Below are 23,088 nucleotides of genomic sequence, written 5' to 3'. Positions count from 1 at the left end.
CCCGGAATGACGGCTGGATCATGTGGCACCACCTCACGCCCGCAATATCCCCTCCTCGATCGCCTTGATCTGGAGCGCGAGATATTTCGAGTTGATCCGGCACTGCGCGAGGCTGCCTGCGATGAACCAGAGACCCGGCTGCTTCGTGCGTGTGTACATGTTGCGCAGCTCGAAGCCATCGCCAAAACCCCAGACCGGCCCGACGCGGTCGGCGATGGCGTCCCCAAACAATTTGCGCACGAGATATTCCTGTGGCTTGTAGCCGGTGGAGAGGACGATGAGATCGGCCGGAATGATCGAGCCGTCCTTCATCCGTGCTCCCTCGGCGACCAAGCTCTCGATGTCGGTAAACTGCTTCAGCTTGATCGCGCCCTCGATAATCAGGTTGGAGCAGCCGACGTTGAAATAATAGCCGCCGCCGCGGGTGAGGTATTTGAATTGCCAGCCGGTGCCGGCCTCGCCGAAGTCGAGCTTGAAGCCGACGCGCCGCAGGCCGTCCAGCAGCTCCTTATCGAGCTCCTTCGACTGCTCCGTCAGCATCACATGGGTCTTCCGCGCGAGCGGTGTCGGCATCGAGGCCGCGATCAGATCGTTGTCCTCGAGCGTGCCCTCATTGTAGGTCGCGTAAGCCAGTTGCGCCGACGGCTCGATATTGGTGACAAGCGTCGGCGAGCGCTGCACCAGCGTCACCTTCGCGCCGCTGGAGTGAAGGTCCTGCGCGATGTCGTGGCCGCTATTGCCGGTGCCGATCACGATGGCGCGCTTGCCCGTCCAGCTCTCGCCGTCCTCATAGCGGCTGGAATGCAGCAGCGTGCCCTTGAAATCGGCAAGGCCCGGAATGTCGGGCATGTTGGCGATGCCGCTGACTCCGGTCGACATCACCACATGGCGCGGATGCATGGTCCGCTTGCTGCCGTCGGCGCGGCGCAGCGTCACCAACCAGCGCCCCTTCGCCTCGTCATAGACGCCGCCCTCGAGTTCGGTGCCGGTCCAGAAATTCAGCTCCATCGCCTCGACGTAAGCTTCGAACCAATTGGCGAGCTTGTCCTTTGGAATATAGACCGGCCAGGTCGGCGGGAACGGCATGTAGGGCAGGTGATTGACCTGCACCTGGTTGTGCAGGGTCAGCGCATGGTAGCGCTTGCGCCAGTTGTCGCCGATCCTCATCTCGCGATCGACGATCAACGTGTCGACATTCAACTGCTTCAACCGCGCCGCGATGGCGAGCCCGGCCTGGCCGCCGCCGACCACCAGCACGGCCGGGTCGCGATCGGCGTAGTGACGCGAGGCGTTGCGATGGTCGAGCCAGTTCGGCCCGCGGAAGTCGCGCGAATAGGCCTGGCCGCGGGGCCGTGACGTGCCGAGCTGCTCCTCGAACCCCTTGAGCTCGTCGAGGGCGGTGAGCAGCGTCCACGCCTGCAGGCGGTCGCCATTGGCAGTATCGGGAACGAGCCGCACGATGCCGCTGCCGCGTCCGATCGCCGTCTCGAAATCGAAGATCGCTTCGATGGTGTTGGTGCCGGCGCGCGTGACCCAGCGCGGCGGCGCTCGGTTTGGCGCGATCTTGAAACCGGTCGGTGCCGCCTTCGGTGCGACGATGGTCAACTCCCGTGCGATAGCATCGCGGCCTGCGAGCGTCTGCAGATTCCAGCTCAGTGCCAGCACATCGCGCCAAAAGCTGTCGGTGAGAAAGAGGCGGTCCAGCGCAGCGGGCTCGGGCCGGCCCAATGTGCGCTCGAATTCATCGAGCCAAGCCTGTGCGGAGACGGAAATATCCTTCGTCCTGTCCAGCATGCGCGACCTCGTGGCCGTCTTCGCGGCGTTTGCTCGCGAGCATGATCCGGAAAGGTGTGTAGCGGTTTTCCGAACAGATCATGCTCTGATATAGAGCTCGACGCTATACTGGATGAGCTTTCGTCGAAAGCGGTTTACCCGAGCAGCGAAAGCATGTGGCCCTGCTCGGGCGGAATACGCCCGTCAGGCCGAGAGCACGCCTTCGCGCTTCTTCACCGCGCGATAGTAGCTCCACCACAGATGCGCCGCGGCGCCGCGCAGCGGACGCCAGGGTTCGGCGAGCGGCGCCATCTGCTTCTCCGTCGGCCGCATCTTCAGGCCGAGCCCAATCTTGATCCCCTCCTGCACAGCGAGGTCGCCGGCCGGCCAGGCGTCGCCATGGCCGAGGCAAAACAGCAGGTAGACGTCGGCAGTCCAGGGCCCGATGCCGGGCAGCGAGATCAGCGTGTGATGCGCGGCGTCGGCATCCTCTTCGGCGAGCACCTCGAGGTTCAGCCGCTGCGCGCCGATCTCGCGCGCGAGGTGTTTCAGCGTCTTGATCTTGGCGGCGGACAGGCCGAGCCGCCCCAGCCGGTCGGTGCGGGCGCGCCGGACCGCCTCATGGTCGAACGGATCGAAGGCGGCGGCCAGCCGTCCCCAGATCGCCGCCGCGCTCGCCGTCGACAGCTGCTGCCCGCACACGATATGGGCAAGGCCCGCAAAACCTGGCTCGCGCCGCCGCAAGGCCGGCATGCCGGCAATTTCCAGCACGGGCTTGAGGCGCGGATCGCGCTTGATGAGCGCATGGACGGCCTCTTCGAGATCGGACTGGGATTCGAGGTGGATGGCCATTGCTTTGCTCAACTCGTCATGCGCGGGCTCGCCGTTTCTGCTACAGCTACGCCGGCCCAATGCCGTAAAGCCCGCCGAAGCCTTCGGCGTAGGCGGGACCGGCGCATCGATCTCCTCACAAGAGTCCTGGAAGATGCATTGCCGGGTCAAGCCCGGCAGTGACGAATACACCGAGAACTCATGCCACCCGTTTTCCGATTTGCCCCGAGCCCGAACGGCTTCCTGCATCTCGGCCACGCCTATTCCGCGCTGCTGAACTTCGAGCGCGCACGCGAGACCGGCGGGCGGCTGTTGCTGCGGATCGAGGACATCGACGCGACGCGCTGCCGTCCGGACTATGAGTCGGCGATCTACCACGATCTCGCCTGGCTCGGGATCTCCTGGGAGACACCGGCACGGCGGCAGTCGGAGCATCTTGCCGACTATCGCGCCGCGCTGCAAAAGCTCTCTGCGCTCGGTCTCGTCTATCCCGCCTTTGAAAGCCGCGCCGAGATCGCAAGGCTCGTCGCCGCGCGCGAGGTGGATGGGCCGTGGCCGCACGATCCCGACGGCGCGCCGCTATATCCCGGCGACGCCAAATTGCTGTCGGCCGGCGAGCGCGAGCAACTGATGACGTCCGGCGCGCCTTATGCGCTGCGGCTCGATATGGTGGCCGCCTCTCGGCGCGTCGCCGGCCTGACCTGGAACGAACTCGGCGCGGGACCGGATGGCGAGCGCGGCATCGTCCCGGCGCGACCGGAAGCCTGGGGCGACGTCATTCTCGCCCGCAAGGAGACGCCAACCAGCTACCATCTGTCCGTCGTGGTCGACGACGCCCTCCAGGGCGTCAGCGAGATCGTGCGGGGTCAGGACCTGTTTCATGCCACATCGGTGCACCGCCTGCTGCAGGTTCTGCTTGGCCTGCCGGAACCCGCTTATCGCCACCATGCTCTGATCCGCGACGGCGAGGGGCGGAAGCTGTCGAAATCGAGCCGCTCGACCGGCCTGCGGGACTTGCGCGCCGCGGGCGCCACGCCGGCTAGTATCCGCCGATCGGTGGGATTAGGTTAAGTTTCTCTGGGGGTTAGCCAAACGCCGCCGTGACTCCGGGCGTTCTGCCGTGCCATGCTTCCCCCGATAGCCCGGGGTTCGAAGGGGATCATGGCGGCGAAAACGCGCCCAGTGCGCACCACGCGGACGTCCAAGCGACCGCCTCGGAAGCGGTCCAGGGCGGGCGGCCGGTTGCGCAAGCGCAGCACCAAGGCGGTCGCGCCGGACGTGGTCCAGGCCGCGCTCGCCGCCTTTGCCCATGAGGTCCGCACCCCCCTGACCGGAATACTGGCAATCAGCGACCTGCTCGCGACCTCCGATCTTGGCGAGCGGGAGCGGCGCTGGGCCGACACCATCAAGGCCGGCGCCGAACATCTGGCGAGCCTTGCCACGCTGTTTGTGGACGCGGTCCGGACAGGAAAGCGGGCCGGGAAGGGTGGACACGCGCTCCGGCAAGACCTGTTCGACCTGCGGACGCTTGCCCGCAGCGCCGGCGATTCGCTGGCCGGCCGCGCCGCGGCCAAGGGTCTTCGGGCCCAGGTCGTTATCTCCGAGAAGTTGCCGGGGCTGGTGGTCGGCGATCCGGTCCGCCTGCGCGCTGCGCTCGAGAACCTGATCGACAATGCCCTGAAATTCACCGACCAGGGCGGCGTGGCGCTTGCGGTGGCGCCCTGGCGCCCCGTCAAGGACGAGCGCAAGGGCAAAGCAAAGGGTAAAGCAAAGGGTAAAGCAAAGGGTAAAGCAAAGGGTAAAGCAAAGGGTAAAGGTAGGGTCGGCATCGCCTTCGCCGTGTCTGACAGCGGCATCGGCCTTACCATGGCCGAGATCAAGCGGCTGTTCCGCCCGTTCACCCAGGCCAATGTCACCATTGCCTCGCGCTTCGGTGGCGCCGGCCTGGGGCTATCCTCGGTGAAGCAATTGGCGCGCGCGATGGGCGGCGACATCACGGTCGCTGCGCGGCGCGGCGGCGGCGCCACGTTCACACTGACGGTGTCGCTGGATGCGATGGTATCGGGTAAATCGCGCAAGGCGAAGGACGGTAGTGAGCCCGAGGCGATGGCCGCCCTCCGCGTGCTCAGCGTCGAGGACAATCCGTTCGGCCGCGTGGTGCTCAACACCATTTTGACCGAGCTCGGCCATCATGCCGAGTTCATCGGCCGCGGCGAGGACGCGGTGGACCGGCTCGCGCAGGGCTCCTTCGATGCGGTGTTGATGGACATGGTGCTGCCCGGAATCGACGGCGTCGAGGCCATCCGGCGGATACGCAGCATGGCGCCGCCGCTGGCGCAGATTCCGATTATCGGGGTGTCAGGTCGCGGCGAAGACGAAGCGGCGTCGCGCGAGGCCGGTGCCGACGCCTTCCTAGTCAAGCCTGTGTCCCCGCGGGCCTTAGCGACTGCGCTGCTTGAAGCGACACGCCGTGAGGCAGTCGCGACTTGATGATCGCCGCGTTGAGCTCGCCGCCGTACACGAAAATCGCGGCGATGAAATACAGAAACACAAGCGCGATGATCACCGAGGCCAGCCCAGCATACATCGTCACATAGTTGTTGGCGAAGCGCGCGAGATATTGGCCGAACACGATGCTCGAGATCAGCGACGCCACGATGGTGAAGACGATGCCGGGCAGGATCTGGAGAAAACTGCGGCGTCCCGCCGGCAGCCAGGCGTGCAGGATGAGCAGCGCCACCACCAGCGCGCTGATGGAGATGCCGTAGCGCAGCCAGGTGAGAATGCTTTCGTTTGACTCGACGAACAAGGGAATGTGGCGCCGTGCCGCTTCGATGATCAGCGGACCGAGCACGATCAGGAACGCCATGGCGAGTGCAGTGAAGGCGGCAATCAACGTGTAGGCAATCGATTCCAGCCGCAGCCAGTACCAGCGCCGCATCTCCACCACCGCATAGGCGCGGTTGAGCGCGACGCGGAGCGCCTCGACGCCGTTGGAGGCGAAATAGACCGACAGCGCTGCGCCGATCGTCAGAATACCGGTGCGGGTCGTGGTCAGCACGTCGTGGACCTCGCCGGAAATCGAGTCGGCGACCTGCTTTGGCCAGACCTGGAGCATCAGGCTGGCGGCCTGGTCGGCGAGTTCCTTGGAGCCGAAGAAGCCGGCGAGCGAGGTCAGCACGATCAGGAACGGGAACAGCGCCATCAGCGTCGACAATGCGATGTGACTCGCGATCGCCCAGCCGTCGTCGGCGAGGAACGTGTAGAAGGCGTCCATCACGACGACGTAGATGTAGCGGATCGCTTTCACGTGCCACCCGTATTGGCTGTCGACCTTCGCCTACGCGCGCGGCGTCGTTCGCCTCGCCCCGCCTGCGGGGAAAGGTCGACGCCCTCGGCAGCGCAACTGCGGGCCAGAGCGCGGCGGGTGAGGGGGAGCCTTCGCGGGGACGGTGAGAGTTGGATTCGCGGAGAGCCCGCCTCACCCGGATTCGATCTGCGATCGAATTCGACCTTTCCCCGCAAGCGGGGAGCGGCGAAGAGCGGCTGCATCGAATCCAAGATCATCCAGCTAGCTTCTGATATTATTGGGTTAAAAGCCAGATCGGCGATGCCATGGCGGACCGGCGCGCACGGTGTTATCTACCCTCGGATGGCATCTATCTTGAGTACTTTCATCCTGCCGATCGCGGTCGGCGCCGTGGCTCTCGTGCTGCTGCTCGGTCTCGTCAACATGATGCGCGGCGGCTCGCCCAACACCTCGCAGAAGCTGATGCGCTGGCGCGTGCTGCTTCAGTTTGTGGCGATCATCATTGCCATGCTCGCAGTCTGGGCCATGGGGCGCTAAATGGTCACGTTGAATCGCATCTATACGAAAACCGGTGACGACGGCACGACAGCGCTCGGCTCGGGCGAGCGTCGTCCGAAATACGATCTGCGCATCGAGGCCTATGGCACCGTGGACGAGACCAATGCCGCGATCGGCGTGGTGCGGCTCCACACCTCGGATATGCCCGAGCTCGACGCGATGCTCGGCCGCATCCAGAACGATTTGTTCGATCTCGGCGCCGACCTTGCGGTGCCCGAGCGTGAAGGCAAAGCGGAGCGGCTGCGGGTGGTGGCGAGCCAGGTCGAGCGGCTCGAGCGCGACATCGACGCACTCAATGACAAGCTCGCGCCGCTGACTTCCTTCGTGCTGCCGGGCGGCACGCCGGCCGCGGCTCATCTCCATGTTGCCCGCACAATATGCCGCAGGGCGGAACGAGTGATGGTAGAGCTGGCGGCCCGGCCCAGCGAACCGGTGAGCGCGGCTGGCATCCAATATATGAACCGATTGTCGGACTTCCTGTTCGTGGCCAGCCGAGCCGCTAATGGGGACGGTGCCGGCGACGTACTCTGGGTTCCCGGCCAGAACCGCTGACCCATTTGGGCGGAGCGTTTCTAAGGTCTAAAATTTGGCCCTTCGCGCGTTGACCGGGCCTGATCAGGCCTTTAGGTTCCGCGCCAGTTGATAACCCCTTCCCAAATTGAGTGAAAGAGGATCGATGAAGGTCTTAGTGCCGGTAAAGCGGGTGGTCGATTACAACGTCAAGGTCCGCGTCAAGGGCGATGGATCGGGCGTTGAACTCGCCAACGTCAAAATGTCCATGAACCCGTTCGATGAAATCGCGGTCGAGGAAGCGCTGCGCCTGAAGGAAGGCGGCAAAGCGACCGAGATCGTGGTGGTCTCGATCGGACCCGCACAGGCGTCGGAGACGATCCGCACCGGCCTCGCCATGGGCGCCGACCGCGGCATCCTGGTGAAGGTCGATGGCAACGTCGAGCCGCTCGCGGTGGCCAAGATTCTGAAGAGGGTTGCCGAAGAAGAGCAGCCGGGCCTGATCATCCTCGGCAAGCAGGCAATCGACGACGACTCCAATCAGACCGGCCAGATGCTGGCCGCGCTGCTCGGCTGGTCGCAGGCGACCTTCGCCTCCAAGCTCGAGGTCGAAGGTTCTGAGTTCAAGGTCACGCGCGAAGTCGATGGCGGCCTCCAGACCGTGAAGCTGAAGGGACCGGCGATCGTCACCACCGATCTGCGTCTCAACGAGCCGCGCTATGCCTCGCTGCCCAACATCATGAAGGCCAAGAAGAAGCCGATCGCGGAAAAGACCGTCGCCGATTACGGCGTCGACGTCGCTGCGCGCCTCGAGATTCTCAAGACGACGGAGCCGGCGGGCCGCAAGGCAGGCGTCAAGGTCAAGGACGTCGCCGAGCTGGTGTCGAAACTCAAGAACGAAGCCGGGGTGCTCTGATGACGACGCTTCTGATTGCCGAACACGACAATGCGTCGTTGAAGGATGCGACCAACAAGGCGCTCACTGCGGCTGCCGCGCTCGGCGCGGAGGTCGAGGTGCTGGTGGCCGGCCTGAACGCCAAGGCCGCGGCGGATGCCGCCGCCAAGCTTGCCGGCGTCAAGAAGGTGCTGCTCGCCGATGGCGAGCTCTACGCGCACGATCTCGCCGAGCCGCTGGCCGCGCTGGTCGTGTCGCTGGCGTCCAGCTATGACGCGATCGTCGCGCCCGCGACCTCGCGCTTCAAGAACGTGATGCCGCGTGTAGCAGCCCTGCTCGACGTCATGCAGGTCTCGGAGATCATCAAGGTGGTCGCCCCCGATACCTTCGAGCGCCCGATCTATGCCGGCAACGCCATCCAGACGGTGAAGTCGAAGGACGCCAAGAAGGTCATCACGGTGCGCACCTCTACCTTTGCCGCAGCAGGCGAGGGCGGCAGTGCGCCCGTCGAGAACGTCGCGGCGGCCGCCGATCCGGGCCTGTCGACGTTCGTCGGCGAGGAAGTCGCCAAGAGCGACCGTCCGGAACTGACCTCGGCCAAGATCATCGTGTCTGGTGGCCGCGCCATGCAGAGCCGCGAGAATTTCGCAAAGTACATCGAGCCGCTCGCCGACAAGCTGGGCGCCGGCGTCGGTGCCTCGCGCGCGGCGGTCGACGCGGGCTATGCGCCGAACGACTGGCAGGTCGGCCAAACCGGCAAGGTCGTGGCTCCCGAGCTCTATGTCGCGGTGGGCATTTCCGGCGCGATCCAGCATCTGGCCGGCATGAAGGACTCCAAGGTGATCGTCGCGATCAACAAGGACGAGGACGCGCCGATCTTCCAGGTCGCCGATTACGGCCTGGTGGCGGACCTCTACCAAGCGGTTCCGGAGCTGACGGCCGAACTCGGCAAGCTCGGCAAGTAAAACGGGCTAAAAACACCGGCCGGAGCTATAAACTCCGGCCGGTGTTGCTTTTCTGAGGCGTTTTCTTTGGCGTGGGGCACGCCTTCGAGGCGATCCAATCTAGGTTTCGAGCCAGGGTTCTGATTAAATCGGATCTCCCGGCTCGAGGGGATAGGCAGGGCGCGCTCGTCGCGCGCCGTTCCGGTGGATGACATGATGGCGGCAGTGATCAAGAAGGTCGGCGTGATCGGCGCGGGTCAGATGGGCAACGGCATTGCGCATGTTGCGGCGCTGGCCGGCTTCGACGTGGTGCTCAATGACGTCTCGGCCGACCGCCTCAAGTCGGGCATGGCCACCATCAACGGCAATCTGGCGCGACAGGTCTCCAAAAAGGCCGTCACCGAAGACGACAAGGCCAAGGCGCTCGCGCGCATCAAGCTTGCCGAGAAGCTGGACGACCTCGCCGACTGCGACCTCGTGATCGAGACCGCGGTCGAGAAGGAAGAGGTCAAGCGCAAGATCTTCCACGAACTGTGCGCGGTGTTGAAGCCGGAGGCGATCGTCGCCTCCGACACGTCGTCGATCTCGATCACGCGGCTCGCCGCCGCCACCGACCGGCCGGAGCGCTTCATCGGCATTCACTTCATGAATCCGGTGCCGCTGATGGAGCTGGTCGAGCTGATCCGCGGCATCGCCACCGATGATGCGACCTTCGAGGCATCCAAGGAATTCGTCGCCAGGCTCGGCAAGCAGGTCGCAGTCTCCGAGGATTTCCCGGCCTTTATTGTCAACCGCATCCTGCTGCCGATGATCAACGAGGCGATCTACACGCTGTACGAAGGCGTCGGCAATGTCGAGGCGATCGATGCCGCGATGAAGTTAGGGGCCCATCATCCCATGGGCCCGCTAGAGCTCGCCGATTTCATCGGCCTCGACACCTGCCTCTCCATCATGCAGGTGCTGCATGAGGGGCTGGCCGACTCCAAGTACCGCCCGTGCCCGCTGCTGGTGAAATACGTCGAAGCCGGCTGGCTCGGCCGCAAGACCCAGCGCGGCTTCTACGACTATCGCGGCGCCAAGCCGGTGCCGACGCGGTAAGGTACTCTCGTGCCCCGGGCGCAGCGCGGAGCGCTGCCGAGCCAGGACACGGAAACTCGCTCACCTCTCATTAACCCCTCACGCCTAGGTTAGGGCCGTACGAGGGTTCGCGTAATGGACATGATGGCAATGGTCAGCACCATGCTGGCCGCTCAGCAAGGCGCGCTGCAATCGAATATCGCGGCGACGCTGACCAAGCAGAACATGGACATGGAGAAATCCACCGTCCTGACGCTGATGGGCGCCGGCCAGCCTTCGCTCGCCAATGTAGGCCCCGGCGTCGGCGGCAATCTCAACGTCACGGCCTAAATTCTCTAAAGCGACGCGGCAGCTTTGCCCGTCGCCGCCCGGATCAGCTTGAGCGCGTCCTCGCTCGCCCACTCCGCCGGCCCCGCAATCGTCGCGATCTCGCAGCCTTGCGGGTCGACCAGCACCGATGTCGGCATCCCCAAGGCCCGGCCTACAGCTTTAAGATCCTGAAAAACCTTGGCTTTCTGATCGCTGAAATAGCCGAGCCGGGTCAGATTGGCCTCTCTCAGGAAGGTCTTGGGCTTCTCGGGATCGCGGGTGTCGATGTTGATCGCCACCACCTCGAAATTCGGGCCCGACAGCTTGCCCTGGAGCTCATCCAGCGCCGGCATCTCCTTGCGGCAGGGCACGCACCAGGTGGCCCACAGGTTCACCAGCAGCGTCTTGCCGCGGAAATCAGACAGCTTCTTCGGCTTGCCGTCGGCGTCCTCGAAGACGAGGTCTGGCAGCTTGAAGGGGACGCTCGCCATGGTCAGCGCCGCCACCTCGCCATGGGCGAGCGGGGCGATCTTCTGCGCGGTCGCCACCGCGGACCGGCAGACCGGATCGCCTGACGGCGCCCGGCTCAGGCCCAGCCCGTACAGCGCGGCGAAGCCCCCCAGACCCCCGATCGCCACAATGGCGATGACGAGGGGGATTCGGCGCGTGGCGGAGGGCGTCTTGTCGAGCATATCGTTTGTCATCCGGTCGCAGATGTGGCTATCAGGGGCCTCTTAATACGGCTGGCCGCGGCCAGCAAACGTGACTAGCGACAGGCAAGGCGTGAGCAGGGGATCATGAGCAACAAGATGTGGGGCGGCCGGTTCTCGGAACGTCCCGATGAGATCATGGAGGAGATCAACGTTTCTATCGACGTCGATCGTCACCTGTTCGCCCAGGACATTGCCGCGTCCAAGGCCCACGCCGCGATGCTCGCCAGCCAGGGCATCATCACCGCCTCTGATGCGAAAAATATCGGCAAGGGTCTAGACACGATTTTGTCAGAGATCGGCAAGGGCGGCTTCGCGTTCAAGCGCGCGCTCGAGGACATTCACATGAATGTCGAGAGCCGGCTGTCCGAGCTGATCGGCCCCGCCGCCGGAAGGCTGCACACGGCGCGCTCGCGCAACGACCAGGTCGCGACCGATTTTCGCCTGTTCGTCCGCGACGTCATCGACGAGACCGATGCTGCGCTGGCCGCGTTCCAGCAGGCGCTGGTGGAGCGCGCGCTGGAGCACGCCGCGACCGTGATGCCCGGCTTCACGCATCTGCAGACTGCGCAGCCCGTCACTTTCGGCCACCACCTGCTTGCCTATGTCGAGATGGCCGCGCGCGACCGCGGCCGCTTTCAGGACGCGCGCAAGCGGCTCAATGAATCGCCTCTGGGCGCGGCCGCCCTGGCCGGCACCTCGTTCCCGATCGACCGCCACGCCACCGCGAAGGCGCTCCTCTTCGACCGGCCGATGGCGAACTCGCTCGATGCGGTGTCCGATCGCGACTTCGTGCTGGAGACGCTGTCGGCAGCCTCGATCTGCGCCGTGCACATGTCGCGCTTTGCCGAAGAGATCGTGATCTGGACCTCGCCGCTGGTTGGCCTCATCCGCCTCAGCGATAAATTCACGACCGGCTCCTCGATCATGCCGCAGAAGCGCAACCCGGATGCCGCCGAGCTCGTGCGCGCCAAGACCGGCCGCGTGATCGGCGCGCTCAACGGTCTTCTGATCGTGATGAAGGGCCTGCCGCTCGCCTATCAAAAGGACATGCAGGAGGACAAGCAGGGCGCGATGGAAGGTTTTGCCGCGTTGTCGCTGGCGATCCGCGCGATGACCGGCATGGTCCGCGACCTCGCGCCCGACGAAGCGAGGATGAAGGCGGCCGCGGGCGAGGGTTACGCCACCGCGACCGATCTCGCCGACTGGTTGGTGCGGACGCTGAAGATGCCGTTCCGCGAGGCCCACCACGTCACCGGCCGGATCGTGGCCAAGGCCGCCGAAGGCGGCGTCGCGCTGCACGAGCTGCCGCTGAAGGAGATGCAGGCGATCGAGCCCAAGATCACCAAAGACGTGCTCGGCGTGCTCTCGGTCGAATCGTCGGTGAAGAGCCGGACCAGCTTTGGCGGCACCGCGCCGAAGAACGTGGCGTCGCAGGCCAAGGCTTGGGCGAAGCGGCTGGAAAAGCAGCGAAAAGCGGGCTAATGGCAAAATTTGGCTTGTTTTTCATGGTCATGCGGGCTCTCGCCAGAGCGCACCAATCTCTGTATGGTGCGCGCCGCGTAGTGGGGATTTCGTCGTGACGTCAAAGTTTCGCCCGGCCGGCTCGGGGTGGGCCATCATTGTCCTTAGTCTGACGGCGCTGGCGCTCGCCGGCTGCGGACGCAAGGGTCCGCTGGATCTGCCGCCGACCGCCTCCAATGCGCCCACGGCCAACGGTGCGGCGCCGACCGACACCGAGACCGAAGCCCAGGGGACGCCGAGCGTGTTCAATCCCACCTACGGTGTGGACGCCGCGCCCGCGGCGGCCAAGGGCAGGAAGAAATCGTTTATTCTCGACCCGCTCCTGGACGAACCTCCCGGCCGGAAATAAGCCGGGACAACCGAGCCTGCGCCATGAACCATTTCGACTATCGCAACGGCGTGCTGCACGCCGAGGCGGTGAACCTGTCCGAGCTGGCCGCAACCGTCGGCACGCCCTTCTATTGCTATTCGACCGCGACGCTGGAGCGGCACTACCGCGTCTTCACGGAGGCCTTCGCCGGCGAGAAGGTGCTGGTCTGCTACGCCATGAAGGCGAACTCCAACCAGTCGGTGCTGCGCACGCTGGCCAAGTTAGGCGCCGGCGCCGACGTCGTCTCGGGCGGCGAGTTGAAGCGTGCGCTGGCCGCGGGCATCCCCCCAGCTAAGATCCTGTTCTCGGGCGTTGGCAAGACGGAAACCGAATTGCGCGCTGCGCTTGCCGCCGACATCCTCTGTCTCAACGTCGAATCCGAGCCCGAGCTCGAGCTCTTGTCGCGACTTGCGACCGAGATGGGCAAGACCGCGCGCATCTCCGTGCGCGTCAACCCCGACGTCGATGCCGGCACGCATGCAAAAATCTCCACCGGTAGGTCCGAGAACAAGTTCGGCATTCCGATCGCTCATGCCCGCGAGGTCTATGCCCGCGCCGCAAGACTCCCGGGCATCGAGGTGACTGGCACCGACGTGCATATCGGCAGCCAGATCACCGACCTCTCCAAGATGGAGACCGCGTTCCGGATCCTCTCCGAGTTCGTGCAGACGCTGCGCGCCGACGGCCACAACATCTCGCATGTCGATTTCGGCGGCGGCCTCGGCATTCCCTATTACATGGATCGCGAGGCGCCGCCGGCACCCGACGCGTACGCCGCCATGGTCAAGCGCGTCAGCCACAATCTCGGCTGCACGCTGATGTTCGAGCCGGGGCGCATGATCGTCGGCAATGCCGGCATCCTGGTCACGAAGGTCATCTACGTGAAGCATGGCGACGGCAAGAATTTCGTCATCATCGACGCTGCCATGAACGATTTGATCCGCCCGACGCTGTACGAGGCGCATCACGACATCCTGCCGGTGACGCAGCCCGCCAAGGACGCGGCCACCATCACGGCCGACGTCGTCGGCCCGGTCTGCGAGACCGGCGACTATCTCGCCCTCGACCGCACGCTGCCGACGCCAAAGGCGGGCGATCTGCTCGCCATCATGACCGCCGGCGCCTATGGCGCGGTGCAGGCGGGCACCTACAACACGCGGCCGCTGGTGCCGGAGGTGCTGGTGAAGGGCGAGCAATACGCCGTGGTGCGCCCGCGCATCGAGGTCGAACAGCTGATCGCGATGGATACGCCGGCGCCTTGGCTGTGACAGCACGACGGCGGGCCGCCACAAATTCAGTGTCGTCGTGCGACAGCCAGGATCCATAATCCCCGAGGGCGTGTCGCGCGAAGCTGCTAACGACGAATCTTCGCCAGACCTCTCCCTCGAGTGGCGGGTGCTGCATCTGCACTTCGCTACTTCCCCGTCAACTCGCCCTTCGCTCCAACCACAACCCCCGCCTTCCTCTCGATCGGCTTGATTGCCGCGGTGAAGTCGGACTCGGCGCCTTCCGCGCTGATCACCGTCTCCCACAACCGTCCTACGGCATCAGCGACTTCCATCGACAGCCCGAGCTGCTTCATCTCCTCCAGCGCCAGCCGCACGTCCTTCACCATCAATCCCGTGGCGAAACCGAAGTCGAAGGTGCGCGGCAGAACCGAACGCGGAAACTTGTCGCGGCTCGCCGTGTTCATGCCCGAGCCCGCATTGATGACGTCGATCATCACGGCGGGATCGAGCCCGGCCTTGACACCCATCACGACGGCTTCCGACGTTGCCACGATGGCCGTGGCCGACAGGAAATTGTTGGCGAGCTTCATGGTCTGCGCTGCGCCCGGCTTCTCGCCGATGAAGAACACCTTTCCGATCACGTCGAGCGCCGGCTTGAGCAGCTCGAACTCGGCTTTCGGGCCGGAGACCATCACCGCCAGCGTGCCTTTCTCGGCGCCGCCGACCCCGCCGGACACGGGGCAGTCGACCTGCACGATGTTGCGTTTGGCGAGCAGGCCGTGAATCTTCGAAGCCATTTGCGAGCCGACCGTCGACAGATCGACGAAGCGTTTCGCGCGCCTGCCCTCGATCACGCCGTTTGCGCCCGTCGCGACCTCGAGCGAGGCCTGCAGCGATGGCAGGCTCGCCATCACCGTCTCGACCTGGTCGGCGACATCCTTGGGTGATGTCGCAGCCGTCGCGCCGCGTGCCATCAGCCTGTCGACGACCTCCTTGCGCGTGTCGAACACGACGAGCTGGTGTCCGGCCTCAATCAGCCGTCGCGCCATCGGGAAACCCATGTTTCCGAGCCCGATGAATCCGATGTCCATGCTGTTTCCTTGGGTTTGTTATTCGTTGTCGTGAAAGATGCGCACTCCACCCTCGGAGTCGTCCCGGACAAGCGCGGCTCAAGCGCGCGCCGATCGAGATTTGCGCTGACGCTTGTCCGGGATGACGGCGGCGGTGGCTCGCCCTCACGCCTTTCCATCGATCTCCGCAAACACCTCGCGCGCGATGCGGAAGCTGTCGACGGCGGCCCGCATGCCGCCATAGATCGCGACCTGCATCAGGATCTCGCGGATCTCCTCCCGGGTGACGCCGTTGGTCAGTGCGCCCTTCAGATGCGCGCGGAGCTCGTGCTGGCGGTTGAGGATCGCGATCATCGCGATGTTGAGCATGCTGCGGGTCTTGCGCGGCAGTTCCTCGCGGCCCCACACCGCGCCCCAGCAATATTCGTTGAGCATCTCCTGGAACGGACGGTTGAAATCGTCGACGTTCGTCAGGGCGTTGTTGACATAGGCCTCGCCCAGCACTGCTTTGCGGACTTCTAGGCCCTTGTCGTGCATCTTCTTGTCCATGGCGTTTCCTTCGTTTTCCTCGGAATGGCGTCGCGGAAATTACGGGGTTGCGCCGGGCCAGTCACGTCCTCGTGTTATGCGGGAAAAGGGGTGTCTCCCGTGCCGGAATGGATGCCTCAGTGCTGCCGTTGTGGTAGGCTTCGCTCTACCGGGCAACCTGGAGAGCTGATTGAACGGCGTCACCCCCGACCCGTCAGACCCGATCCGCGAGGGCGACGCTCTGTCGCGGCTGAAGCTGGCGCAGGCCCTCGATCGGGCGACCTATGCCATCGCGTGGGAGCGTGCTTGGCCGAATTTGGCGCGGCTTTTGACTGTCGCCGGCCTTTTCCTGGTGGTGTCCTGGGCCGGCCTTTGGCTGTCCTTGCCGTTTGTCGCCCGCGCGATCGGTCTCGTCATCTTCGCCGGCATCGCGATTGCTGCCCTGTTCCCGTTGATTCGCTTTCGCTGGCCAGGCCGTGATGAGGCGCTGAGCCGGCTCGACCGTGGCTCCGGCATCCGTCACCGCCCGGCCACCACGCTCACGGACACGCTGAGCTCACAAGACCCGGTTGCCAAGGCGCTGTGGCAGGCGCAACGCGAGCGCACGCTGGCCTCGCTCAAGCGCATCCGCGCCGGTCTGCCGCATCCGCGGCTCGCGTTTCACGATCCCTGGGCGCTGCGTGCACTCGTCATGGTGATGCTGGTTGCGACCTTCTTCGCCGCCGGCGACGAGCGCGCGATGCGGCTCCGGGCCGCCTTTGACTGGAATGGCGTGCTGGCCCCGACCAATGTTCGCGTCGACGCTTGGGTGACGCCCCCGCTTTACACCGGCAAGCCGCCGGTCATCCTGTCGGCCGCCAACAAGGAAGCCGCGGCATTGCCGGCCAGCGGACCGCTTGCCGTCCCCGCCGGCTCGACCCTGATCGTGCGCTCCTCCGGCGGCAGCCTCGATGTCGCGGTCTCCGGCGGCCTCAAGGAGGTCGCCCCGGTGGAAGCCGCGCCCAAGGGCACCAACGAAAAGCACTTTGCCATCGCCGCCGACGGCACCGCGCATGTCCGCGCGCCCTCCGGCCAGCCGCAATGGACCTTCACGGCGACACCGGACCGTCCCCCGACAATCGCGCTCGCCAAGGACCCCGAGCGGCAGGCACGCGGCGCGCTCCAGCTCTCCTACAAGATCGAGGACGATTACGGCGTCACCGGTGCCGACGCGCACATTGCGCTGCGCCCCGCCGACGCCAAGGATGCCGGCAAGTATGGCGCCAAAGATACCGCCAAGGATAACAAGGACAACAGCAAGGACGCCGACGGCAAAGGCGCGGCGCGGCCGCTGTTCCAGCCGCCGCAATTCCCGCTCGTGCTGCCGAACGCGCGCACCCGTAACGGCGTCGGCCAGACGGTGAAGGACCTCAGCGAGGATCCCTATGCCGGCGCCGAGGTCACGCTGACGCTCACCGCCAAGGACGAGGCCGGCAACGAGGCGCGAAGCGAGCCCTTCAACATGCGCCTGCCCGAACGGCTGTTCACGAACTCGCTCGCGCGCGCGCTGATCGAGCAGCGCCGCATCCTCGCGCTCGACGCCAACAGGAATTCCGACGTCTACACCGCGCTCGACGCGCTGATGATCGCGCCCGAATTGTTCACGCCGGATGCCGGCTGCTATCTCGGCCTGCGCAGCCTGGCGTCCCAGCTCGAGGCGGCCCGCACCGACGAGGCGCTGCGCGAGGTGGTGGCGAGCATGTGGGCGTTCGCGGTCACCATCGAGGACGACGGCGTCGCCGGCAGCGTCAACGCGGCGCTGCGTTCGGCGCAGGACGCGCTCAAGGCGGCGCTGGAACGCGGCGCCAGCGAGGACGAGATCAGGGTGCTGACGCAAAAGCTCCGCGAGGCCATGGCCGGCAAGGTGCGCGACCTCGCCCGGCGCGCCGAGCAAAATCCGCTCGGAGCGCGGCAGCCGTTCCCCGCGGAGGTCCAGCTCATCCTCGACAAGGCGATCGAGCTGCGACAGAAGACCCAGCATGCGACGCCCGAGCAGCTCGAAGAGCTGGCGCAGCAGCAGGACACATTGCGCGAGCAGCTTCAGGCCTATCGGAAGTCGGCAAGCAGCCGTGCCAACAAGACGGGGGACGACAAGACCAACCAGTTTACGCGGGACCGGAAATGCGGAAGCTAGCACGCGTGCCAGTCTTAAAGGCGATGTCGATCGCATGTGTCGCCCTGCTGCTCTGCGGCGTCTCGCCGGTCGCTGCCCAGCTGGATCAGGATCCTGACGCGCTGCTCGACAGCGCCGAAAAGGCGATGCAGGAGTCCGGCGACAGCCTCAGGCAGAAGGAATCCGGCAAGAGCCTGAGCAATCAGTCTGACGCCATCCAGAAGCTGGAGGAGTACAAGCGGGCGACGGAACGCAGCCAATCCTCCAGCCGCGATCGCAATGTCATCACGCAGCGCGATCTGGACGACCTCCTGAGGCAGATCGAGAAGGCGGCGCGCGAAGGCAACCGCGAGGCGGCCCAGCGCATGCTCGAGCAGCTCGCGCAGATCATGGAAAATCTCCAGATGGCGCAGCCCGGGCAATCCGGCGACAGCGACATGGAGCAGGCGCTCAACGAGCTCAGCGACATGATCCGCAAGCAGCAGCAATTGCGCGACAAGACGTTCAAGCAGGGCCAGGACTCCCGGCGCGACCGCTCGCGCGGCAAGCAGCAGGGCGACCAGTCGATGTCGGACCTCCAGCAGGACCAGCAGGCGCTGCGCGACCGTCTGAAGAAGTTGCAGGACGAACTCGCCAAGCGCGGCCTCGCGCAGAAGGGACAAAAAGGTCAGAGTCAGAAAGGGCAGAAGGGTCAGCAGGGCGACCAGGGCCAGCCCGGCCAGAATGGCGATCAGGACGGCGACCAGGGCGACGAAGACAGCAGTCTGGACGACGCCGACGGGGCCATGGGCGATGCCGGGTCGAAACTCGGCGAGGGCAACGCCGACGGCGCCGTGGATTCGCAGGGCAAGGCCCTCGATGCCTTGCGCAAGGGCGCGCAGAAGATGGCCGAGGCCATGCAGCAGGGCGACGGCGACGGGCAGGGCGATGGTCCCGGCAATCGGGCCGGCCGTCAGCAGAGCGGCGCCAATCAGACCGATCCGCTGGGCCGTCCGCTTCACGGCCGCGATCTCAGCGACGACTACACCGTCAAGATCCCCGGCGAGATCGACGCCCAGCGTGTCCGCCGCATCCTCGAAGAGCTCCGCCGCCGCTTAGGCGATACCTCGCGCCCGCAGATCGAGCTCGACTATATCGAGCGCCTGCTCAAGGATTTTTGACCTCACACTCGATGTCATCGCCCGCCTTGTGCGCTTGCGCACTGGGGCGGGCCATCCAGTATTCCGACACAATTGTGATCCGAACGATAGGCGACAGCGTACTGGATGCCCCGCCTTCGCGGAGCATGACAGCGGTATGCTTGGCTAATGCCGCCCGCTACCCCTTCCTCGCCGCCAGCGCATCCGCCACGGCGGTGCGGATGTCGGCGACCGAGAACGGTTTTGTCACGACGTCATGCACCAGCGCATTGAGGTTCGAGGCGCGCTCGCGCTGGTCGGCAAATCCGGTCATCAAGAGAATGGTCAGGTCGGGGAAATCGCGCGCGGCGGAGAGGGCGAGCGCGATGCCGTCCATGACGGGCATCTGGATGTCGGTGAGCAGCAGGTCGAACGCCCCGTCCTCGCGGGTCAGGATCTCCAGCGCCTCGGCGCCGTCTTGCGCGGTGACGGTCTCGTGGCCGTCCATGGCGATGGCGCGCGCCACCAGCGTGCGCATCGAATCCTCGTCGTCGGCGATCAGGATTTTCGGCATCAGACAAACCTCGGGACCAACTCCCGCGCGGATCTTGTGAGGCTGATTATACGCTGCCGCCGGCAATGTCGCGCCGGTTGAAGAAGCGAACGTCGATATTGCGGCCTTCCGGCGGCGGCGAGGCCAGGCGCGAGCGGAAGAAGGCGCGCTCGCCGGGCCGCAGCACGGTCTGCTCCAGCACCGTGTTCCAGGCGTAGATCTCCGCTCCTTGCGCGTCGCGCACGGCGAAGCGCAGGCGCGGGATGTCGAGCGGCTTCTTGCCCTCGCCGACGATCACGCCCTCGATCACCAGCACCTGCTTACCGTCCACGGTCTCGCTGGATAGTTTGACGTCCTTGAAGGCCAACCCTCTCAGATTAACCTCGAGCCCCACCATCTTGTAGAACGCCGCCGTCTGCGGCAGCAGCCGCACCATGTCGCCGCGCCAGATCACCAGTGCCAGCACCAGCGCGCCCATGGCGGCGCAGCCGGTCGGCAGGCCGAAATGGGATTTTCGCGGCGCCGCGGTGGCGGCCGGGCGACTGACCCGCGCGCCGCGGCGACGGAACAGGCCGCGGAACCAGGACTGGTGCTGCGCGCCGGCGACGTCCTCCTCGACGGCCCGGGCCGCCGCCGACCACTCGTCCTCGATCTCCTTGGTGTCCTCGGTCGGCCAGTCGCTGGCGATCGAGGGGCTTTCGACAACCGGAGTGTCGGGGGTGCTATCGTCCTTGGCGTATGAGTTCCACTGCGCGGCGAGGTCGGCCTGGTCCTCGGCCTGGCTTGCCGCAGCCATGGCCGGGATGGACGCCTCCTCGATCGCATCCTCGGCATGGGCGACCCAGGTCTCCTTGCAACGGGAGCAGCGCACTGTCCGGCCGTTCGCACCCAGGCTCGCAGGCTTGATGGCGTAGGATGTCGTACAATGAGGGCAGACGATATGCATGGACGAGCCTTGATGCATGGACTGGTCTTGACGATGTCACGGTCGCGGAGAACCGGGTTGCTCTTATGCTACCGGGCGAGCGTTAACGAACCGGAAACCATAACGGTCGCAAAACCCGTTAGTCGCGTTTGGCGGGGTGCAGCCGTGTGGCCCGCGCCCCTTCTCGAACGGAGCTGAGCTTGGTTCGGTTCGAAAATGTCGGATTGCGTTACGGTCTGGGGCCGGAGGTTCTGCGCGACCTCAACTTCCAGATCCCGGCGCATTCCTTCCAGTTCCTCACCGGACCGTCCGGCGCCGGCAAGACCTCGCTGTTGCGCCTGTTGTTCCTGTCGCATCGGCCGACGCGGGGCCTCGTCAATCTGTTCGGCCAGGACATCTCGCGGCTCGGCAAGGACGAGATCGCCGACCTGCGCAAGCGCATCGGCATCGTGCTCCAGGATTTCCGCCTGCTCGACCACATGACGACCTATGAAAACGTCGCGCTGCCATTCCGCGTCATGGGGCGTAGCGAGTCGAGCTATCGCAAGGAGGTCATCGATCTTCTGCGCTGGGTCGGCCTCGGCGATCGCATGGATGCGCTGCCGCCGATCCTGTCCGGCGGCGAAAAGCAGCGCGCGGCGATCGCCCGCGCCGTGATCTCGCGCCCGCAGCTGCTGCTCGCGGACGAGCCGACCGGCAGCGTCGACCCGACGCTCGGCCGCCGCCTGCTGCGGCTGTTCATCGAGCTCAACAAATCAGGCACGGCCGTCATTATCGCGACCCATGACATCGGCCTGATGGACCAGTACGAGGCGCGGCGCCTGGTGCTGCATCAGGGACGGCTGCACGTCTATGAGTAGGACCGACGAGCGCGGCGTGCTGGTTGACCTCGGGCAGGAGCGTCCGCAGCTTCCGGCCCAGGCGCGCAACATGTCGCCGATCGTGCCGCGTGCCTCGATCCACGGCCGCGCGCTGGTCGCCGTCGTCGCCATCATGACCTTCCTCGCCTCGATGACGACCGGCACGGTGCTGCTGGTCAGCGCTTCCGCCGCCGAATGGCAGTCGGAGGTCGCGAGCGAAATCACCATCCAGGTCCGTCCGCAGGCTGGCCGCGATCTCGAACGCGATACCGCGGCGGTGACGGAGGCGATGCGCGCGCAAGCCGGCATCGTCGAGGTCAAGCCGTTCAGCAAGGACGAAAGCGGCAAGCTGCTCGAGCCCTGGCTCGGCACCGGCCTGTCGATGGACGATCTGCCGGTGCCGCGCATGATCATCGCGCGCGTGCAGCCGGGCACGCCGCTCGATCTCGGCGTCCTGCGCGCGCGGGTCACCCAGGTGGCGCCGAGCGCGAGTGTCGACGATCATCGCGCCTGGATCGAGCGCATGCGCTCGATGACCAACGCCACCGTGCTCGCCGGCATCGGCATTCTCGCCCTCGTCATCATCGCCACCATCATCTCGGTTTCGTTCGCGACCCGCGGCGCCATGGCGGCGAACCGCCCGATCGTCGAGGTCCTGCATTTCGTCGGCGCCGGCGACCGTTACATCGCCAACCGCTTCCTGCGCCACTTCCTCAGGCTGGGCCTGGAGGGCGGCGTGATCGGGGGCGGCGCCGCCATGCTGGTGTTCGGCTTCTCCGAGTCGATCGCCGGCTGGTTCTCCGGCACCCCTGTCGGCGATCAGTTCGCCGCGCTGCTCGGCACCTTCTCGCTGCGGCCATCCGGCTACATCGTGCTCGCGGTCCAGGCGGTGCTGATCGGCGCCATCACCGCGGTCGCCTCCCGCCAGACGCTGTTCGCGACGCTGAATGATATCGATTGAGTGTTGGGTGATAGCGGCTTCTTCGCCTCTCGCCGCTGGCGGGGAGCGGGAGCGCACTGGCGACGCGGCGAGAGGAGGTGTGCCTTCCGCTCGCAGAGCCCAATAACCAGACTCCACTTCGCCTCAAAACGTCTTAAAATCACCTCTGGGAAGGGATCACCGACATCGCATGACCTCGCCGACCGACGATCGATCGCCAAAACTGCCGCGCGGCTGGCTGCGCGCGGCAATCGTGTCGACGATCGCGCTTGCCTTCATCGGCGCGGCAGCAGGCTTCGTTGCGTTCCTGTCGCAATTGCGCGGCGCCGAGATGGTGCCGGATCGCAAGGCGGACGGCATCGTGGTGCTGACCGGCGGCTCCTCCCGGGTGTCGGACGCGATGGAGCTGCTCGCTGCCGGCTACGGCAGGAGGCTCCTGATATCGGGCGTGCATCCGACTTCGACGGCGAGCGACATCTCCCGCACCCTGCCGGAGAACCACTCCTTCATGACCTGCTGCGTCGACCTCGACCGCACCGCGCTCTCGACGCGCGGCAATGCGGCGGAGGCGCGGCGCTGGGCCGAGGGGCGCCAGTTCAAATCGCTGATCGTGGTCACCTCGAACTATCACATGCCCCGCGCGCTGGTGGAATTCTCCCATGCGATGCCGCAGACCACATTGATCCCGTTCGCGGTGGTCGGGGACAAATGGCGCGAGGAGCCGTGGTGGACTTCGGCGCCGACGTTGCGGCTGCTGCTGTCGGAATACGCCAAGTACGTCGCGGCCGAGCTCAGGGTGCGGCTGGAGAATTTCGGGATTGACCTTTCGCCCGAAGTGTCGGAGCAGCCTGTGGGCGTGCAGCCGAAGCGGCCCGCCACAGCACAGGCCAATTGACCGGCAA

General features: G+C 65.6%; 24 protein-coding genes. 16 read left to right on the top strand and 8 right to left on the bottom strand.

What is annotated here, in order from left to right:
- Positions 1-33: 33 nt before the first annotated feature.
- Both IVA96_RS13800 and IVA96_RS13795 read right to left on the bottom strand, forming a co-directional pair.
- Positions 34-1,794 carry an NAD(P)/FAD-dependent oxidoreductase gene (locus IVA96_RS13800; protein ID WP_247279710.1) on the bottom strand — a complete coding sequence of 587 codons (1,761 nt, stop codon included), beginning with the start codon at positions 1,792-1,794 and terminating at the stop codon, positions 34-36.
- 183 nt (positions 1,795-1,977) lie between these two features.
- The gene (locus tag IVA96_RS13795) at positions 1,978-2,625 is read right to left on the bottom strand and encodes a DNA-3-methyladenine glycosylase 2 family protein (RefSeq protein ID WP_247279709.1); all 648 of its coding nucleotides are present in this window, start codon (positions 2,623-2,625) and stop codon (positions 1,978-1,980) included.
- A 180-nt stretch (positions 2,626-2,805) separates the two neighbouring features.
- Between IVA96_RS13795 and gluQRS the strand changes: the two genes are divergently transcribed.
- Both gluQRS and IVA96_RS13785 read left to right on the top strand, forming a co-directional pair.
- Positions 2,806-3,675 (top strand): tRNA glutamyl-Q(34) synthetase GluQRS, encoded by an 870-nt coding sequence (gluQRS, locus tag IVA96_RS13790; protein ID WP_247279708.1) that lies wholly within the window; start codon positions 2,806-2,808, stop codon positions 3,673-3,675.
- Between the two features lie 90 nt (positions 3,676-3,765).
- Positions 3,766-5,094, top strand: coding sequence for an ATP-binding protein (locus IVA96_RS13785; protein WP_247417829.1), 1,329 nt, complete (start codon positions 3,766-3,768; stop codon positions 5,092-5,094).
- Here IVA96_RS13785 and IVA96_RS13780 read toward each other — a convergent pair.
- Entirely contained in the window at positions 5,021-5,914 is an 894-nt protein-coding gene (locus tag IVA96_RS13780; RefSeq protein WP_247279706.1) for a YihY/virulence factor BrkB family protein, read from the bottom strand. The two genes, IVA96_RS13785 and IVA96_RS13780, sit on opposite strands and share 74 nt — an antisense overlap.
- Before the next feature lie 342 nt (positions 5,915-6,256).
- Between IVA96_RS13780 and IVA96_RS13775 the strand changes: the two genes are divergently transcribed.
- The 6 genes from IVA96_RS13775 to IVA96_RS13750 all read left to right on the top strand — a co-directional run bounded on the left by IVA96_RS13775 (position 6,257) and on the right by IVA96_RS13750 (position 10,228).
- Entirely contained in the window at positions 6,257-6,451 is a 195-nt protein-coding gene (locus IVA96_RS13775; RefSeq protein ID WP_247279705.1) for a twin transmembrane helix small protein, read from the top strand.
- Positions 6,452-7,024, top strand: coding sequence for a cob(I)yrinic acid a,c-diamide adenosyltransferase (locus IVA96_RS13770; protein WP_247279704.1), 573 nt, complete (start codon positions 6,452-6,454; stop codon positions 7,022-7,024).
- A gap of 124 nt (positions 7,025-7,148) precedes the next feature.
- On the top strand, positions 7,149-7,898 hold the full coding sequence (locus IVA96_RS13765) for an electron transfer flavoprotein subunit beta/FixA family protein (protein ID WP_247279703.1): 750 nt from the start codon (positions 7,149-7,151) through the stop codon (positions 7,896-7,898).
- Positions 7,898-8,842 (top strand): FAD-binding protein, encoded by a 945-nt coding sequence (locus IVA96_RS13760; RefSeq protein WP_247279702.1) that lies wholly within the window; start codon positions 7,898-7,900, stop codon positions 8,840-8,842. Before IVA96_RS13765 ends, IVA96_RS13760 begins: the two co-directional genes overlap by 1 nt.
- A 195-nt stretch (positions 8,843-9,037) precedes the next feature.
- Positions 9,038-9,919: a 3-hydroxybutyryl-CoA dehydrogenase gene (locus tag IVA96_RS13755; RefSeq protein ID WP_247279737.1), complete on the top strand. Its 882-nt coding sequence runs from the start codon at positions 9,038-9,040 to the stop codon at positions 9,917-9,919.
- 114 nt (positions 9,920-10,033) lie between these two features.
- The gene (locus IVA96_RS13750; RefSeq protein WP_028182113.1) at positions 10,034-10,228 is read left to right on the top strand and encodes a hypothetical protein; all 195 of its coding nucleotides are present in this window, start codon (positions 10,034-10,036) and stop codon (positions 10,226-10,228) included.
- Positions 10,229-10,233: 5 nt separating this feature from the next.
- Here IVA96_RS13750 and IVA96_RS13745 read toward each other — a convergent pair whose 3' ends face one another.
- On the bottom strand, positions 10,234-10,899 hold the full coding sequence (locus tag IVA96_RS13745) for a TlpA disulfide reductase family protein (protein WP_247417824.1): 666 nt from the start codon (positions 10,897-10,899) through the stop codon (positions 10,234-10,236).
- Between the two features lie 105 nt (positions 10,900-11,004).
- Here IVA96_RS13745 and argH point away from each other — a divergent pair, with 105 nt between their 5' ends.
- From argH to lysA, 3 genes are all read left to right on the top strand, one after another.
- Entirely contained in the window at positions 11,005-12,402 is a 1,398-nt protein-coding gene (gene argH, locus IVA96_RS13740) for an argininosuccinate lyase (protein WP_247279700.1), read from the top strand.
- A 94-nt stretch (positions 12,403-12,496) separates the two neighbouring features.
- On the top strand, positions 12,497-12,790 hold the full coding sequence (locus IVA96_RS13735; RefSeq protein WP_247279699.1) for a lipoprotein: 294 nt from the start codon (positions 12,497-12,499) through the stop codon (positions 12,788-12,790).
- A 23-nt stretch (positions 12,791-12,813) separates the two neighbouring features.
- The gene (lysA, locus tag IVA96_RS13730; RefSeq protein WP_247279698.1) at positions 12,814-14,079 is read left to right on the top strand and encodes a diaminopimelate decarboxylase; all 1,266 of its coding nucleotides are present in this window, start codon (positions 12,814-12,816) and stop codon (positions 14,077-14,079) included.
- 146 nt (positions 14,080-14,225) lie between these two features.
- On the opposite strand, the gene IVA96_RS13725 is transcribed toward lysA, so the two are convergent.
- Complete coding sequence (locus IVA96_RS13725) at positions 14,226-15,131, bottom strand: NAD(P)-dependent oxidoreductase (protein WP_247279697.1); 906 nt, start codon at positions 15,129-15,131, stop codon at positions 14,226-14,228.
- Positions 15,132-15,275: 144 nt separating this feature from the next.
- Positions 15,276-15,659, bottom strand: a complete 384-nt coding sequence (locus tag IVA96_RS13720) for a carboxymuconolactone decarboxylase family protein (protein WP_247417819.1) — start codon at positions 15,657-15,659, stop codon at positions 15,276-15,278.
- A gap of 169 nt (positions 15,660-15,828) precedes the next feature.
- Between IVA96_RS13720 and IVA96_RS13715 the strand changes: the two genes are divergently transcribed.
- Positions 15,829-17,811, top strand: a complete 1,983-nt coding sequence (locus IVA96_RS13715) for a TIGR02302 family protein (RefSeq protein WP_247279695.1) — start codon at positions 15,829-15,831, stop codon at positions 17,809-17,811.
- On the top strand, positions 17,799-18,950 hold the full coding sequence (locus tag IVA96_RS13710; protein WP_247279694.1) for a DUF4175 family protein: 1,152 nt from the start codon (positions 17,799-17,801) through the stop codon (positions 18,948-18,950). The genes IVA96_RS13715 and IVA96_RS13710 overlap by 13 nt, the downstream gene beginning before the upstream one ends.
- Before the next feature lie 157 nt (positions 18,951-19,107).
- Here IVA96_RS13710 and IVA96_RS13705 read toward each other — a convergent pair whose 3' ends face one another.
- Together IVA96_RS13705 and IVA96_RS13700 are read right to left on the bottom strand one after the other, a co-directional pair.
- Entirely contained in the window at positions 19,108-19,482 is a 375-nt protein-coding gene (locus IVA96_RS13705) for a response regulator (protein ID WP_100232458.1), read from the bottom strand.
- A 46-nt stretch (positions 19,483-19,528) separates the two neighbouring features.
- Positions 19,529-20,407, bottom strand: a complete 879-nt coding sequence (locus tag IVA96_RS13700) for an MJ0042-type zinc finger domain-containing protein (protein ID WP_247279736.1) — start codon at positions 20,405-20,407, stop codon at positions 19,529-19,531.
- 179 nt (positions 20,408-20,586) lie between these two features.
- On the opposite strand from IVA96_RS13700, the gene ftsE reads away from it, so the two are divergent.
- The 3 genes from ftsE to IVA96_RS13685 all read left to right on the top strand — a co-directional run bounded on the left by ftsE (position 20,587) and on the right by IVA96_RS13685 (position 23,081).
- Positions 20,587-21,246 (top strand): cell division ATP-binding protein FtsE, encoded by a 660-nt coding sequence (gene ftsE / locus IVA96_RS13695; RefSeq protein WP_247279692.1) that lies wholly within the window; start codon positions 20,587-20,589, stop codon positions 21,244-21,246.
- The gene (locus IVA96_RS13690) at positions 21,239-22,207 is read left to right on the top strand and encodes an ABC transporter permease (protein WP_247279691.1); all 969 of its coding nucleotides are present in this window, start codon (positions 21,239-21,241) and stop codon (positions 22,205-22,207) included. The genes ftsE and IVA96_RS13690 overlap by 8 nt, the downstream gene beginning before the upstream one ends.
- A gap of 169 nt (positions 22,208-22,376) precedes the next feature.
- Entirely contained in the window at positions 22,377-23,081 is a 705-nt protein-coding gene (locus IVA96_RS13685; protein ID WP_247279690.1) for a YdcF family protein, read from the top strand.
- The last annotated feature ends 7 nt before the right edge of the window (positions 23,082-23,088 follow it).

Source organism: Bradyrhizobium sp. 159 (genome assembly GCF_023073795.1).
GTDB lineage: Bacteria > Pseudomonadota > Alphaproteobacteria > Rhizobiales > Xanthobacteraceae > Bradyrhizobium.
The sequence above is the reverse complement of the archived record's forward strand: the minus strand, read 5'-3'. Positions and strand labels throughout refer to the sequence as shown.